This window comes from Endozoicomonas sp., from assembly GCF_051008435.1.
Lineage (GTDB): Bacteria > Pseudomonadota > Gammaproteobacteria > Pseudomonadales > Endozoicomonadaceae > Endozoicomonas_A.
This window is the reverse complement of record NZ_JBPCXO010000470.1, coordinates 21,152-37,154: the sequence shown is the minus strand read 5'-3', so window position 1 is coordinate 37,154 and position 16,003 is coordinate 21,152. Positions and strand designations below refer to the sequence as shown.

Genomic DNA, 16,003 nt, shown 5'->3' with positions numbered 1-16,003 from the left:
AGAATACTCTCAGAAATCGCTGCAAATGTAGTCTTTAACAGTGAAGGTCCGGTTTATGATCTGGCCTCACGTTTAATGAGGACTGTCATCATTTGATTTTTGTGGGTTTTCGGACAGGCACTAAATACTTATCCTTCGCCCGCCTTGTCCACAGAACTCAACAATTCCAATCGTTATTTCACAGGGCAAAGTACCTTTCGATCAGAACACAAGCAACACCAGTCAGAGTTAATAAATACAACATGTACCGCTGATCAAAGGCCCTGTTTCTTCTAACTCAGATGGGCGGAAGCAGTATAAAAATCCAACATGGCCACACAGGCTGTAAGATAACAACAGGTACACACTTCCATGATCGTATTTTTTGTCTGTATAACCCTGTTGATACTGGGTTACAAATTCTATAGTCCCTTTGTCGAGAAGCAGGCGGGGATCGACCCCACCGCCGCAACTCCCCAGAAACGTTTTGACGAAGGTGTTGACTATGTTGCCATTCACCCGGTCAAGGCTTACCTGATCCAGTTTCTGAACGTTGCCGGTGTGGGCCCAATCTTTGGACCTATCCTGGGTGCTCTTTATGGCCCCATCGCTCTGGTTTGGATTGTTCTGGGTAACATTATTGGCGGTGCCGTTCATGACTACTTTTCAGGTGTCATGAGCATCAAGGAAGACGGAAAATCCCTGCCAGAAATTGCCGGGAAATACTTCAATGTCTACTTCAAGGGCATCATGCTGGTGTTTACTGCCATGCTGCTGTTCTTTGTTGGTGTGGTATTCATTATGAGTCCAGCGGGTCTGCTCAGTAACCTGAGCTACTTTGAAGGCACTATTTTCGCCAACAATACTTTCTGGGTGCTGTTGATTCTGGGCTACTACTTTCTGGCAACCCTGCTGCCTATCGACAAAATCATTACCCGACTGTACCCGTTCTTCGGTCTGCTGATGATTGTCATGACCACTTTGATTGCCATTGCACTGCTGATCGATGCGCCTCATCTGCCAGTAGCCAGTGATGTGTTTACTTACATCTCACACAGTCATCTGGAACATCAGAGTGCGATTCTGACTCCCAACCCTGCCGGGCTGCCTGTATGGCCTCTGTTGTTTGTCACCATTACCTGTGGTGCCATCAGTGGTTTCCATTCGACCCAGGCCCCTATCATGGCTCGCTGCCTGACCAATGAAAAATACGTTCGTCCGGTTTACTACGGTGCCATGATGTCCGAAGGTCTGGTGGCTTGTGTCTGGGCTCTGGCCGGTATTGCGGCATTCCCGGGCGGTTATGCTGAACTGAAAGCCATTCTGGATATGGGTGGTCCCGGCATGGTCGTCAATGAAGTCGCTTCCAGTTATCTCGGAGTAATGGGCGGTATCATGGCGATTATTGCTGTGGCAGTCTTCCCGATTACTTCAGGCGACACTGCGTTCCGCTCACTGCGTCTGACCATTGTCGATGCGTTCAATATCCCCCAGAGCATGCGGAACCGTATCCTGCTGGCTACTCCGATTCTGGGTATCGCTTACCTGATTACTTTTGTGGATTTCTCGCTGATCTGGAGATACTTCGCCTTCTCCAACATGCTGCTGTCTACCAGTGTGCTTTGGCTAGCGACCAAGTATCTGTTTGATCGTGGTGCCTTCCACTGGATTGTGAGCCTGCCTGCCGTTGCCGGTACCAGTATCACTCTGTCTTATATTCTTACGGCCAGCATTGGTTTCGGGTTGTCCCCGGAGTGGACCAAATCGGTTGGTGCAGTCATTGGCGTTGTGATTCTGACAGCATTGGTCTTAGTAGATCGCAAAGTTAAAGGTAAGATGTCTGTGGCATAACAGACCGTAAATGAAAGGTATCGGAATGGCCCGATACCTTTCACTGAAGGAAAGGAATTACTTCTCTACAAAAGCTCTTTCAACTACGAAATGTCCTGGATTCCCGCCACGGGCTTCCTGAAAACCTTTCTCTTCCAGAATTCGACACAGATCCTTGAGCATTGCCGGACTGCCACAGAGCATGAAACGATCATCTTCCAGATTAGGCTCAGGCAGATTCAGGTCAGCAAACAGTTTGCCGCTTTCCATCAGATCGGTCAGCCGGCCTTCGTTCCGGAATGGCTCCCGGGTAACGGTGGGGTAATACTTCAGCTGATTTTTGACCCGTTCACCAAAATACTCATTATCAGGCAGTTCATGCTCAATCCGATCCTGATAAGCCAGCTCAGAAACATAACGAACACCATGGGTCAACACGACGTTGTCGAACTGCTCGTAGATTTCAAAATCCTTGATGATGCTCATGAAGGGAGCCAGACCGGTACCGGTACTGAGTAAATAGAGGTTCTTTCCGGGCAGCAGGTTATCCGATACCAGAGTTCCCACGGGCTTGGTACCCACCAGAATATCATCACCGACTTCCAGTTTTTGCAGGTGCTGGGTCAGAGGACCGTCCTGCACTTTGATAGAGAAAAACTCCATTTCCTCTTCATAGTTGGCACTGGCAATGCTGTAGGCTCTCAGAAGAGGCTTGTCCTCGATCTCCAGACCGATCATGGTGAAATGGCCGTTCTTGAATCTCAGGCCCTGATTGCGCGTGGTGGTAAAACTGAAGAGGGTTTCATTCCAGTGGTGTACGCTGGTTACTGTCTCCCGGATAAGCTTGCTCACGGTAGGTATCACTCCTGACGGTCGATATTTCTGCCCAACCCTTTCACTGTTAGAGGGATTAACAGGGTTAGAGTTCATATATTCATAATATTTTTTCTTCCAGATTATCCTAGTCAGGGGTACGATATTTGTGAAACAGATAATTCCTATAAGATTATTCGACTAAATCGATAAGCCAATGAAATTCACTCTCCGACAGCTTGAGGTTTTTCTGGAGGCGGCCCGCCAGCAAAACCTAACTCGCGCCGCAAAAACGCTGGCAATGTCGCAGTCTGCAGCCAGCAGCGCACTGAAAGAATTGGAACAACAGTTCAATACTCAGCTGTTTGACCGGATTGGCAAAAGACTTCAGCTGAATGATATGGGTCACCAAATACGCCCTGAAGCCGAAGCTCTGTTGGAAAAAGCCCAGCAGCTTGAGCAAAAGCTTTCCAGCAAGACTCTGGTAGGCCAGATCAAGTTGGGAGCCACTTTATCCATAGGCAACTATCTGGCAGTCAATATTATTGCCAGAATGATGAGGGATAAGCCGGGCACTCACATCGATCTGGAAGTGGCCAACACCGCGACCATTACCGAGAAGGTGCTGAACTTCGATCTGGATATTGGACTGATTGAAGGTGAGCTGCATCACCATGATCTGAATGTCATTCCCTGGTGCGATGATGAGCTGGTTGTCTTTTGTGCACCGGGACATAGCTTTGAGAACAGAACACAGCTGACAGACCAAGACCTTCTCAATGCTGGCTGGATTCTCCGTGAAGCCGGTTCAGGTACCCGTCAGGCATTTGATCGCGCCATGCATGGCATTTTGCCAAATCTGAATGTGGTTATGGAGTTACAGCACACTGAGGCGATCAAGCGTGCTGTCGAAGCGGGCCTGGGCATTGGTTGTCTGTCGAGAATAACGCTTCAGGAAGCGTTCAAAAGAGGCAGCCTGACACCACTATTGATCCCCGAGAGAGACTTGAGCCGACAGTTCTATTTCATTATGCATCGACAAAAGTACATCGGTCAGGGCATCAAGGAACTGATACAGCTTTGTCGCAGCTGGACCGCTGGCTCTTCCGTGCATCAAAGGTCGGCAGGCTCTCGGACTCGATCAGCAGAGTTTGAAGGAACACTTTGCACATCCGACGGCTGACCCGGAATCTCTGGTTCCGGTGCTCTCATTCCCCAGATGAAGAAAACCAGCGACAAGAAGCTCACCAGAAACATGGTGGTGGCGATGGGTACCAGTGTGCCGTCGTGCATCAAAGACATCAGGATTCCCACAACACCACCCAGACCAAAATTAAGCGTTCCAATGACCGCATTGGCAGTGCCACTGCTGTGAGGAAAATACCTTAAAGTGCAACTGGTTGAATTGGCCGCAATAAAACCGATGGAACTGATCGTCAGGGTAATCATCAGATAAACGAAAGGCAGTCCGGGATTGAAGAAGTGCAACACCAGATTGAAAACAACCATGGAGGTTAATTGAATGGCAATGCCTATTGGAATCAACTGCACCGGATCATAACGATTCAACAACTTCATATTCAGGCGATTCACCATCATATAAATCAGTACATTGGAACCAAACAAGACAGGGTAGAGGTTGGTCGAAACCCCAAAATATTCAATGTAAGTGAAAGCAGAGCCCGTCAGAAAGGTAAACAGACAACCCAGTGAGAAGCCGGTACACAGTACAAACCCCATGGCTTTGGGAGTACCAAGAACTTCTCCGTACTTTTGCAAAATACCTTTGACCAGAGGGCCGTCAGCTTTTGGATTGGGATTGGTCTCAGGCAACTGAAAAACCACCATCAACAGCAACAGTCCGCCATAAACGGTCAGGACTGCAAAAATGCTCTGCCAGGAGAAAAAGTTAAGGGCAATGGCTCCAATACCGGGTGCAAGCATAGGCGCCATCAACATAATCATGGACACCATTGACAACATTTTGGCGACATCCCTGCCATGATAACGATCTCGAACTGCAGCCGAAGAGATCACAGTCGTAGCGCCTCCTCCCAGAGCCTGGATAAACCGGAGTAATAACAGTTCTTCGACACTGGTCGTCCAGATAATCAATAAGCTGGTCAGAGTAAAAATACTCAACCCAACCAAAGCTACAGGTTTGCGCCCAACCCGATCTGAAACAGGTCCACCCACGACCTGACCCAGGGCAAATCCGACGAAGAAAAGGCTGATCGACATCTGAACACTGGCCGTGGAAACATCATAAAAAGCGGCCATAGCGGGCATAGCAGGCAAATAGGTATCAATCCCGAAGGGACCAATGGCAACCAAAGCGGCAAGCATCAAAGCAAGACGGGTAGACAACTTATTCGTAGGCGGAGTGTGACTTGCCTGCTCCATGGCCGAAATCCTTGAAATACAGTAGAAAGGCGACTTTATTATTGTGAGTTTTGTTCTTAGCCCGCAGCGATCAAGAAACCTTTCTTTCGCCAGTGGTTTTTCAGACAGCTCAGGACTGTTTTATCCATAATTTAGTAAAAATGCGTCGTCCATTCGCAGCATCCTAACACTTTATTTCCCGGTTCGTAATCCAGTCCGACTTTGAGTTTGTCAGCTAGTACAAATATTGAAGGTGGGTTCTAAGCTGCTGAATCGCAGAGGCAACGGTTCTGGATAAAACGTTATCCACCGTCAGAATGGTAGTAATGGCGGTGGTTCCATTATAAAGCATGCAACTTTCAGGCAACTGTGTTCGATCAAAAGTCACTCTCACAGGAAAGCGTTGAGCCAGCCGAATCCAGTTACTGGTTCTTTCCACCTGGGCCAAACCACTGGGCCCTGTCTCATCGGTATCCACTCCTCTGGCGATGGTGGCAACCTGCCCCAGAATCACGAAACCCGGACAGGAATTCAGACTGATCAGCACCTTTTGCCCCGGATAGACTCGGGTCAGATTGTTCTCTTTAACGTTGGAATAAATCCACCAGTCACTGTCATCAATCAGTGTCATGATTCTCTGGCCGGTCTCTGCATACTGACCCGGTCGAGCCTCAAGATTGGTTACATAACCTGAAACGGGGGCATGGGTGAGAATATGTTTTTGCTGATAGCGCACTTCTGATAGGGCCCGGGCACTGAGATATAAGGCTTTACCGGCCTGAAGAAAATCATCACGACTGATGCCATGAGACTGAAACAGACGACTGAGTGATTGAAAATGCTCATGTGCGACCTGATAGGCTTCCTGAGCCTGAGTCAGACTGATATTCACCGGCTCAGGATCAATACCAAACAACAGATCGCCTTCTGCCACTCTCTGATTATCCGATACTTTGACACCGGTAATATTGCCTGCCACCAGACTGGATACCGGCACGGTATAAGCCTGAAGTGTGGCAAAGTCGGTATTGGGAATATAACGATTGGTCACCAGAACAAATCCGGCAACCAATACAAGAACACTCACGATTACAGCAGCATAACGTTGGGGAGTAGTCATAATTTCTGATAATAGCGTTGCAGTGTCATCAGATTCTGGCAGGCATCACGACAGGCCAGCAGTGCACAGACAGTATGGCTCAGACTGGTGGAAGAGTGATTCAGTCTGACGTCCGGCGCCTGCAGATCTCGAAGTGTGTTCACCAGACGGCCTCTCAAGTCATGGAGAGCGGACAGCTCTTCCCGATAATCCTGACTTTGAAAGCAGCGGGAGAAAATCGTAGAAAAATCCCTGCAAACGCTTTGACCCAAAGGTTTCATGCTGCTTTGCCCGGATACATCAAGAAAGTGCTTTTCCATAGCACTGATATTTCGAACCAACCTGGTGGCCACTCCGGTTAAAGGCTGGTATCTGGGCAACTGACGTGTAATCGCAGAAAGTTGATCTGACTGCGATGCCAACTGATGCAGAAAAGCAATATCCTGATTGAAGTGCAATACCTCCATGCCTGAGGTCTCTTTCTGCTCCAACCTTCGTAGCAGCCTTTGTTGCAGTTTCTTCAGGGCTGACCGGTACTGTCGACCGGGACTGTCTGGAAAAAGCATCAGAATAATCATGGCGATGGCAAAACCTTCAAACAGTCCCGCAATACGTTCCGTCATAACCAGCAAGTCGATATCCGTAGTGGAGTTCCCATAAGAAAGTGTCAGAGTCAGAGCGACCCCGGCCTGCAATGCACCATAACTGTACCGATCACTGCCCAGGCTGTAATAGTTGGCGAAGTAAATTCCCACAAAATAACAACCAATCAGTACCCAGACACTGGTCAGATGACTGAGCAACATTGTCACAGCCACAGCCACTGCAGCCCCGGTCAATAGTCCTGCCAAACGTTGAGATATACGACTCAGTAACACTCCGGCGTTGGGTTGTATAGCCATTACGGTGGCCGCTATTAATGCCTGAAACCCACCCTGCCAATGCATCTGCAAAGAAACCTGAGCTGTCACCAGCATAATGACCGTAATCTTGATGGCTCTGCGGAAACTTTTAGTTTCTGCTTCCGATTGATCCTCAGGGGGCATACTTATCGGCCTGTCCTGAGTTTCAAAAAGGTACAGGCAATGCCTGAGAATGGCGTAACAACAACGTTGAGCTCTGGCGACTGGCACTAAATGACTTTTGAGTTGGCTGGCACTGTATTGCTCCCAGAACTGATAGAAATGCGCTTGCATCTGCTCATACAGCTGAGCCAGATTACTGACTTCATTCTCAGAATTTTTAGAAGGATTATTGATCCTGCTGAGCAACTGCTCTGCGGCTTCAGCAAATAAGTGCAGTCTCTGCCAATACTCCGGAGGGGTATCCTGCTTAACCAGAGGAATCAGATGTCTCAGTTCACTCAGTTCCTCTGACAGAGGCTGAATAATGCTACAAAGCTTACGACACTGAGTTCGTTCCCGGGCTTCAAGATATCGACCACCTGCCAAAAACAACCTTTCCAGCAATGGCAATACAACAACCCGATGCCGACTTCTCAGTTTATATAAATCGACCAGAAAACGATCAAGCTGTCGACGTAACGCCCAGGTAGCGTTTTGAGGATGAATTAATGAACTGACCAGCCATAGAATGCCTCCCCCCATGGCAATTAACAGCACCCAGTGCAGACCAAAACTAATGGTTCGCTGGCTGTCCGTGAAATTCATCTGATAAAGAATGGCCAGAGTCAGCGCCGCGAAAACAGAAGCGTAATGCATTTTCCCCAGAGTGTAGGGCCAGATCAGCAGAATGAGGCCAATCACCACCAGACAGGTCTGTACCAAAGGATCCGTGAATTGAATCAGCAAAAAACCAATCAGGGTTCCACAGGCAGCTCCTCCCAGACGCTCCAGCATCATGCGGGTCATATCATGGGGAAAAACAGCATTGATGACCGTAATAACCAACAGCGCCATAAAACCGTTTTCGATCTGGTAATTAAAAATAATCACCAGACAAAGCAGAACCGCCAGGGCTACCTTGAGTGACTCTCGGGCTCGCCAGGTATCATAAGGGATGAGCAGATTCCTGACTTGGCTGCTGGAAAGAGTGGCCATTGGCTGACATGACTCCCGGATCAGGCTGCCAGAGTATAGTTGTTCAGCACACAGTGAGAGTATACTGATTATACGTTAAACAAGTCCTGAGAGTGCCATTAACGTTGCAAACAAGCTGGCTAAATCAATACCCCCCTAAATCGGATACACAGAAGATGTAACTGCTCAAAATTCGTAGGCGATTTTGCAGGTCAGTCAGCTACAGTCCAGTAAATTCAAGAAGGGCTATCTGAAAAAGTGCTATTTCGCCTACACTTTTTGAGCAGTTACCAGAAGATTGAAGCTTTCGACTCCTATTTAATGTTTGGTATTAGTTTTCCGTAGTATTCATCAAGCTCTTCATTTGTTGATTCCATTAGGTCTTTCCAACCTGTAACTCTCAATAATAAAAAAGACAATAGTATGGAAACAGTACTATAGAAACCCACCACCATATTACTACCAAAGAAATCTATAAGTATTGGTGCAATAATTAAACCAAAGAGCATTGCCAATCTAGAGGCTGTAATATCAAAAGCGGAGAGAGATACTCTAAGATTTTTTGGGAATGCTTTTAACCTGTGTGCAACTCCATTCATACCATAAATACTAAACCCTAGCCCAAACAAGAAGAGTCCGATGTAAAATATATAAATGACGTTTGAGATTGAACAAACAAGTAAACCTAATGATCCAATCATAAGACCTAAGCTGCTGATATAGTACTTTGAAATCCACTTATTTATTTTTGGTAGCAGCCATGTAGCAGAAAGAAACATCCCCCCCGCAACTAATGCCTCAGACAAGCCTAACTCAAACCCTGTCGCCTTATATGTATCTTTTATTTCAAATGGTATAACTATTGAAAGCATACCTGCGAGTATAAACTGCACTGCGCAAGCGATTATTAAATAGCCTCTTTCAGTTGCTATTTCCCACTTGATTCTAAAGCTGTTTTTTTGCTGCCTTCCCCATTCTTTATAAATGCTACTAAACTTTATATTTCTTTTTGGACTGGGGGCACCTCCTTTGATTTTTAAACTTAAAGCAAATATTGAGGCTATTAACATAAAAAAACAAGCCAGAGCCATCCCAATATCAATTGATATTGTCAATAGAACACCAGCCGCAATGGGGGCGACAATAGAAAGCCCAGAGCTTATACTTCTACTTGTTCTAACTGCACTGGATGCATCTATGTTTTCTAATGAAGCTAAAACCGCATTCGAGAGAGGTAAGACTATTGCCATTCCAGAAGCAGCCAAAACTATGCTTGCTAAAAGAAATGGACTATTTACCTCCTGATACAAATATGCTGAAATCCCATATCCAGCATACCCAACCGCCACAATAAAACAGGCTACTGACAAGGCTCTATTTAATAAAAATCTTGAGCTTAAAGGCGCTAAAATCGGAGTTAAAAGGATAAGTATTGTCAAGCTTATGGTCATCAATCTCGATAACTCACTTATGCTTGAGATAGTAATTACCCACCATGCAAAAATAATTTTCGTGAAATTAACTGCTACTTCTCGAAATGATGAAAATGCAAAAAATTTATAATGATTATTCATTTTTCAATCCAAAATCTCATCGAATTCGAATTGATAAATTTTTCTTGTATTTTCAAAAGCTTCTAAAAGATTACTTCTATCACCTTCACCTCTTGCGCCAAAATATGGAAAATGATGTTGATATCGTCCAAACAATGCGTGACAGTCTCGAAAATATGCCTGAGAGTCAAGAATATGAGCATGCCATGCAATATCCATAGCAATTGTGGGGGAGAAGTAAATATCGTCATATTTACAGAGCATATATAAATAGCGCTTATACTGCTTAAAGATTTCGTCAGCAGTCTCACAATCAACTAACGGCTGAAATGCAGCGTTTTTCTCTTCAACCGTCAATGATTCATATAACCAAGTCCAATTAATTGAACTGTTTATGTAAGTCCATTTTTCTTCTAAAGTTTCAAGGGGATTAATTATTTTATAATCCATTTTTGTATTAGGCTCAAGAACTACTAATTGATCGTAGTTAATAGAGACGTTATGATCTGGCTGAGTATCAATCATATGTAGGCTTACTTAGCTATAAATCAACATAAAAGCCTACCACTTTGTCAAAAATACTTTTGACTCATATATTCAGCAAAGAAAGAGCAATCCACAAAAGAGGATTATCCTTAAGAAGGCAGATATACTTTAGTGATAAGCTTAATAATTTTAAATCAATTATTTATCGTAAAAAAAATCATCCCCTGATGGTGACGTTTTTTTTCAGTCGATCATTGCTGATTTATGCCATAATACCACAGAGGGCAATTTGGCAGGTAATCATCTCATTGAGATTGAACTTAGTCATTTTAAGTTCAGATTTTTTTATTTTATTCAGAGTACTAATATTCAAAGACATAATTAATTCCTTTAATTTATTGTTTTTGTCGTCACTCCTAAATACGACACATGTTTTTTACCACCACCCTAAACTGTTGTCAACACACACCAAGCATTTTGGGTATTAATATTTGATCTAAGCCTCACTTATGGCCGGAGTTGTAGAAATCCCAAGCCAGGTTTAGTCTTGGTACCAGTACAATAAAGGTCTGCGTATGATTAAAAAAATCACCATCGTGGGTGGCACCCATGGCAATGAATTGATTGGGCCTTACCTGATCAGGAAACTGGAACAGGACGGAAGCTTCAGCCAGAGCGCCATACCCGTAGACTATCTGCTGGCCAATACTGCAGCCTATAAAGAAGTCAGACGCTTTATTGATGCAGACCTTAATCGATCCTTCACCGACGATATTCTCAATGGCCATGATGATTCGATCTATGAACATCGCCGTGCCCGGGAAATCAATCGTATTCTGGGCCCCAAGCCCAACAATGAACGCTTTATTATTGATTTGCATAGCACGACCACCAATATGGGGATGACTCTGCTGGTCAGAGACCACGCCGCTTTTAACCTTCAGGCAGCCGCCTTCGTGCAGCAACATATGCCAGCTGTAAAAATAATCATGAGTGACAGGGATAATCAGCTTAGCTGTACCTTGAACAGTCTTTCAGATTACGCACTGGCCATTGAAGTAGGTCCACTGCCCAACGGGGTTTTACGTCACGATCAGTTTGCTGAAACCGAAGCGGTGATCAAGCACCTGATTGACTTTGCTTTAATGCCACAGGAGGAGCAGAACACTGCTCTGCCAGAATCCGTCGAAATTTTTAAGGTAACAGATCGAATTCTGTACCCCAGAGACGATGAGGGAGAGCTAACGGCCATGGTTCACCACTCTCTTCAGGACAAAGACTTTCAGGAGCTGAAACCCGGTATGGCAATGCTTCAAAATAGGGATGGCACCGTGACAAATTATGAAGGTAAATCCGGTTACCCCATTTTTATCAATGAAGCGGCTTATTACTACGAGAATACGGCTTTGGTCATCACAAACCTGGAAACCGTTTCCCTGCGTAGTTAGAAACGAATAAAAGCAACGGGATTATTATTACTTATTGGTTTGTAAGCAAAACGAAAGCCCTGCATTTCATTGCCTAGTCTATCTAGCTTCTGTCTATTAAATGCAGGCAACACTATGCCAGACGCCAGTCCTCCTCCGACCATCAATCATCTATTGTCGAGTATGGTCCCCAAATCAACGCCAAAACTTTTTTGCAGCGTATTATCGCTACCTAAAATACTGACACTGACCAGCCTGATGCTCCTGTCCGGCATCAGTCAGGCCACAGTCCTCTCACTGCCCAATGAGAGCCAGTTTTCCAGCTCACTCAACCTTATTCCTGTTGAACAGGAAAATTTTCCCAGCCTGACACTCCATACACTGCCTACGCAGGACCGAAAGCTGGATTTCTCCTGGCCCGTGAATGATGAGGGCTACGGCTCAACTTTCTTCCGTTCTGAAGCGGACGGAGTCCCGGGCAAAGGCACATTGAATATTTACCTGGTGCCTTCCATCATTCATGAAGCATCCGATGAAGAAGACCCCTTCTCTATTGAACCTCTCATCGCCGCAGCGGAAAGCCAGCACTGTTCAAAGGAAAACTGCCAGGGAAGCGACAGCGGTACTCCTCTTGTAAAAGTCATTAATGGGCATGGAGACTATCATTCCAAAACCTTTCCCGTTTTCAATGCCACATTGTCCTCAGTGTCCTATTCAGACATTAATTTCCAGAAGCCAGTGATCTGGAAAGGTGAGAAACATTGTCGTATTAATGGCATTAAACCTCGCTCCAGGTGCTCAACCATCAGTTCCGTCGTATTCCACTTCAAGCCAGACAAAACGGATCAGCCAGAGCAGCTGGCCGTCCATATTCTGAACCGGGAAACGTTGGCTACCAAGGAAGCCACTATTGATGAAATGGAAAAATTTCTCGCCAATAATAAAAACCTCCGAAAAATGCTGGATGTTGTCCTGGAATTCAGAGATGCCAAGGTTGATGATCATAAAATCAAGGAAAGTGGCCCCATGTATCTCTGGGGTTATGCGAAATGGCTCTATATACGACACTGGCTATACCCGGAAATGACTCATTACGCACCGGTCTATAAAGAAATTCCTGAAGAACCGGAGCCTCTCTGGAAAATCAGAAATATCGCTTACGGTTTTAAGAAATATGAAGATGGTCTCTGGGAAGAAGGGACTGTGTCTGGCTCAGTCTACAGTGGCGATCATGCCAATTATGACTTCCTGAATGAGATCTTTGGCATGTTCTCCCACGCCAATGCTATTCAAAAAGACCTTAGCCCCAGCGCCATGTATTTTGAGAGCAATGTGGTCAACATGATGCTGGAAGCTCTGGGCGGAAACAGCATTCAGGATGAAGGACTTGGTAAACCCGATGGTGTCATCACCAGTGGCGGCTCAATGAGTATCAAGTCCGCCCTGAAGGCTTATAGAGACCGGGCTGTTGCCATGGGCATAAGGAATCCGGAGATCATTATTCCTTCTACGGCACACCCGGCATTCAAACGAGGCCCTGTGGATCTGGTCGTCAAAGTGGCCCAGATTCATGAGGAGACTGAAGAGTCCTCATACACCGTAGATATGGAAGATGTGAGAAGGCTGATCAACCCTGAAAAAACGGTGCTCTTGGTAGGTTCAGCAGGCAACTACCCCTATGGAACCATTGACCCTCTTTCAGAATTGAGCGACCTGGCCCGGGAATACGACATTGGTCTTCACGTAGACGCCTGTCTGGGTGGATTTATTCTGGCCTGGCTGGATCCGGAAAAGTATCCCCATGTCAAACCGTTTGATTTCCAACTGCCCGGTGTCACCAGTGTCAGCGTTGACACTCACAAGTACGGCTACTCTCTGAAGAGTAATTCGGTTTTATTGATGCGAAACCGTGACTTGTCCGATTACCTGGCATTTGTCGACACCGAATGGAAAGGTGGCATGCTGGCTGTTGCAAATCTGGAAGGCAGTATGTCAACAGGCCTCTTCGCAGCTCCCTGGGCAGCCATGCTGAAGTACGGAAAGAAAGGTTACAGGCTCAAGGCACAGCAAACCTACGATACCGCTGCCAAAATGGTGGAAACCATTCAGAGTTTTCCCGAACTGCATGTCATGGGCGAACACACCATGTGTCTGGCTTTCAAATCCAGAGCCAATACTTTCAGGGTTAATCATATAAAGGACTACATGGGCAAAAAGAAACCGAAGTGGCGCTTTAATGGACTGAACCATCCAGAAGCCCTGCATTTCTGTGTCACAGGCCCCCAATTGGATAGCAAAAACTTTATTGAGCGGTTCAACAAGGACATCGCTGAAGCGGTTACCTACGCAAAAGAAATGGCCCAGAAAGGTATAGAACCTACTAAAAGTAATGTTTACGGTGTGAGCGGGGTAGATGTTGAGCTGGAAGAAGTAATCAGCAAAAAAGCCTTTGCCCAGGCCGGGGGCTATCTGATCCGGGATACCGCAGACAAGGATGAACAGATAAAACAGTTCAAGATTGATATGCGAAGAATCGTCCATAAGGGGCTTCGAATGCGCCTGCCAATGGAGAAGACCTTCAACCCGGACGAGATCTGATATCCAAAGCTACATAGCCTAAAAGTCATGAACGGAACGATACACAGGCAGCCGTTCCAGTGTTAACCTTTAGGGATCGGCGTGCTAGCATGCCGATCCCTGAAACACTGTCCCACCGCTGGCACAGTACCTGGTCACAGTAAAACAGCCCTGAGCTGATAGAATGCTGAGCGCGATATGGAGAGATCATGACAAGACGCTTTCATACAGGAGCCATTCTGCCCCTGCTACTGATCACCAGCCTTTTGACAGCCTGTGGCTTTCAACTGAGAGGCAAGGTTGATATTGCCAGTGAGATTGCCCAGCTGTCCGTCTCAGGCAGTGACCTGCCCTTTATCAGGGACTTGAAAAAAGCACTGACTTTTAATGGCATTGAGATGACCGACGATGCTCATTACCATCTGCAACTGGTCAGTCTGAAGCGGACGACCAGTAACGAAACTCAGGCCAGCGCCGGACAGTACGAACGTCTGCTGACTCTGAAAGCGACCTACCAACTTAGCACCAGTGACGGCCTGAAACTCTTTGGTCCTATCGAGTTGTCCAATGAGCGTTATATGTTCCAGGACAAAAACCTGACCAACGCAGCCCAGAGCGAAGAAAACATCATCTTTGATCAGCTCCGTCAGGATCTCTTGCTGACGACTGTCCGCAGAGTGGCAGGCATCTCAGAGGAAGCCCTCCGTCAGGAAGAAGAGCGTGCTCTCAAAGTCCGGGAAGCTGAACGCGAGGCGCTTGAATCGGAACAATGAAAATCAGACCCGACCAGCTCGGTGCCCAGCTCAAACGACAACTCTCCACCGTCTACATAGTCAGTGGAGATGAACCTTTGCAAGTTTCGGAATGCTGTGACCAGATCCGGAAACAGGCGAGAAAACAGGGGTTCACGGAACGACATGTTTATCATGTCGACAACAGTTTTGACTGGGGCGACTTTCTGGAAGCAGCCAACAGTCTCTCACTCTTCGCAGAAAAACAGATCCTGGAAGTCAGGATGCCCAACGGCAAGCCTGGCGACTCTGGTCGAAAAGCACTTCAGGAATATCTGAAACACCCTTCTTCTGACAACTTGCTGCTGATCATTACCGACCGCCTTGACAGTGCCAGTCAAAAAGCAAAATGGTTCAAGGCGCTTGAGCAGGAAGGACTCTTTATCCCCATCTGGCCCATTGACCATGACAAGCTGCCGGGCTGGATTGCCCGACGCCTGAAAAATCAGGGCTTTGAAGCCAGTCAGGATGCTCTTTCACTGCTTTGTGAGCGTATTGAAGGGAACCTGCTGGCGGCCTCCCAGGAAATAGAGAAGCTGAAGCTGTTGGCTGATGGCAAAAAAATAGAGGTTGAAACCGTCAGGGAAGCCGTTTCAGACAGTGCCCGATACGACGTTTTTCAGCTGGCTGATGCCGCATTGAATGGTGATCCAAAATCGGTCGTCAGAGTTCTGGGCGGATTGAAAAGTGAAGGTATTGAGCCCCCAGTGGTACTTTGGGCACTGGCCCGGGAAATCAGGTTACTCAGTCACCTCAGTCGATTGAAATCCCGTGGAGTCCCATCTGATGCTGCTTACGAACAGGCAGCAAAAACCCATGGGATGTCACCCTTTATTCTCAAGAAGCGTAAAAGCCTGCTGGAAAAGTGTATTGGACGCCACAGTGAAAGCGCTTTTCGTCAAATGCTGATTCATACCGGCCATATCGACAAGGGCGTCAAAGGACTCGAAAAGCTCAACAGCTGGGATGAATTATTGAGCCTGAGTCTTAACCTTGCCGGTCTGCCTGTTCCTACTCTCGCCTGAAA

General features: G+C 46.5%; 12 protein-coding genes. 6 read left to right on the top strand and 6 right to left on the bottom strand.

Annotation, left to right across the window (positions count from 1 at the left end):
* The first annotated feature begins 351 nt into the window (after positions 1-351).
* Complete coding sequence (locus tag ACR2PX_RS23340; protein ID WP_434001753.1) at positions 352-1,830, top strand: carbon starvation CstA family protein; 1,479 nt, start codon at positions 352-354, stop codon at positions 1,828-1,830.
* 57 nt (positions 1,831-1,887) lie between these two features.
* Here ACR2PX_RS23340 and ACR2PX_RS23335 read toward each other — a convergent pair whose 3' ends face one another.
* Positions 1,888-2,661, bottom strand: a complete 774-nt coding sequence (locus tag ACR2PX_RS23335) for a ferredoxin--NADP reductase (protein WP_434001752.1) — start codon at positions 2,659-2,661, stop codon at positions 1,888-1,890.
* A 178-nt stretch (positions 2,662-2,839) separates the two neighbouring features.
* Between ACR2PX_RS23335 and ACR2PX_RS23330 the strand changes: the two genes are divergently transcribed.
* On the top strand, positions 2,840-3,805 hold the full coding sequence (locus ACR2PX_RS23330) for a LysR family transcriptional regulator (RefSeq protein WP_434001751.1): 966 nt from the start codon (positions 2,840-2,842) through the stop codon (positions 3,803-3,805).
* Here ACR2PX_RS23330 and ACR2PX_RS23325 read toward each other — a convergent pair.
* The 5 genes from ACR2PX_RS23325 to ACR2PX_RS23305 form a co-directional block, all read right to left on the bottom strand.
* The gene (locus ACR2PX_RS23325; RefSeq protein ID WP_434001750.1) at positions 3,736-5,025 is read right to left on the bottom strand and encodes a multidrug effflux MFS transporter; all 1,290 of its coding nucleotides are present in this window, start codon (positions 5,023-5,025) and stop codon (positions 3,736-3,738) included. The two genes, ACR2PX_RS23330 and ACR2PX_RS23325, sit on opposite strands and share 70 nt — an antisense overlap.
* 214 nt (positions 5,026-5,239) lie before the next feature.
* Positions 5,240-6,124: an HlyD family secretion protein gene (locus ACR2PX_RS23320; RefSeq protein ID WP_434001749.1), complete on the bottom strand. Its 885-nt coding sequence runs from the start codon at positions 6,122-6,124 to the stop codon at positions 5,240-5,242.
* The gene (locus ACR2PX_RS23315; protein WP_434001748.1) at positions 6,121-8,163 is read right to left on the bottom strand and encodes an FUSC family protein; all 2,043 of its coding nucleotides are present in this window, start codon (positions 8,161-8,163) and stop codon (positions 6,121-6,123) included. Before ACR2PX_RS23315 ends, ACR2PX_RS23320 begins: the two co-directional genes overlap by 4 nt.
* A 293-nt stretch (positions 8,164-8,456) precedes the next feature.
* On the bottom strand, positions 8,457-9,716 hold the full coding sequence (locus tag ACR2PX_RS23310; RefSeq protein ID WP_434001747.1) for an MFS transporter: 1,260 nt from the start codon (positions 9,714-9,716) through the stop codon (positions 8,457-8,459).
* A 3-nt stretch (positions 9,717-9,719) separates the two neighbouring features.
* On the bottom strand, positions 9,720-10,220 hold the full coding sequence (locus ACR2PX_RS23305) for a glycine-rich domain-containing protein (RefSeq protein WP_434001746.1): 501 nt from the start codon (positions 10,218-10,220) through the stop codon (positions 9,720-9,722).
* Between the two features lie 536 nt (positions 10,221-10,756).
* Between ACR2PX_RS23305 and ACR2PX_RS23300 the strand changes: the two genes are divergently transcribed.
* The 4 genes from ACR2PX_RS23300 to holA all read left to right on the top strand — a co-directional run bounded on the left by ACR2PX_RS23300 (position 10,757) and on the right by holA (position 16,001).
* The gene (locus ACR2PX_RS23300; protein WP_434001745.1) at positions 10,757-11,629 is read left to right on the top strand and encodes an aspartoacylase; all 873 of its coding nucleotides are present in this window, start codon (positions 10,757-10,759) and stop codon (positions 11,627-11,629) included.
* 114 nt (positions 11,630-11,743) lie between these two features.
* Entirely contained in the window at positions 11,744-14,206 is a 2,463-nt protein-coding gene (locus ACR2PX_RS23295) for an aminotransferase class V-fold PLP-dependent enzyme (protein ID WP_434001744.1), read from the top strand.
* A gap of 188 nt (positions 14,207-14,394) precedes the next feature.
* The gene (locus tag ACR2PX_RS23290) at positions 14,395-14,958 is read left to right on the top strand and encodes a hypothetical protein (protein WP_434001743.1); all 564 of its coding nucleotides are present in this window, start codon (positions 14,395-14,397) and stop codon (positions 14,956-14,958) included.
* On the top strand, positions 14,955-16,001 hold the full coding sequence (holA, locus tag ACR2PX_RS23285) for a DNA polymerase III subunit delta (protein WP_434001742.1): 1,047 nt from the start codon (positions 14,955-14,957) through the stop codon (positions 15,999-16,001). The genes ACR2PX_RS23290 and holA overlap by 4 nt, the downstream gene beginning before the upstream one ends.
* The last annotated feature ends 2 nt before the right edge of the window (positions 16,002-16,003 follow it).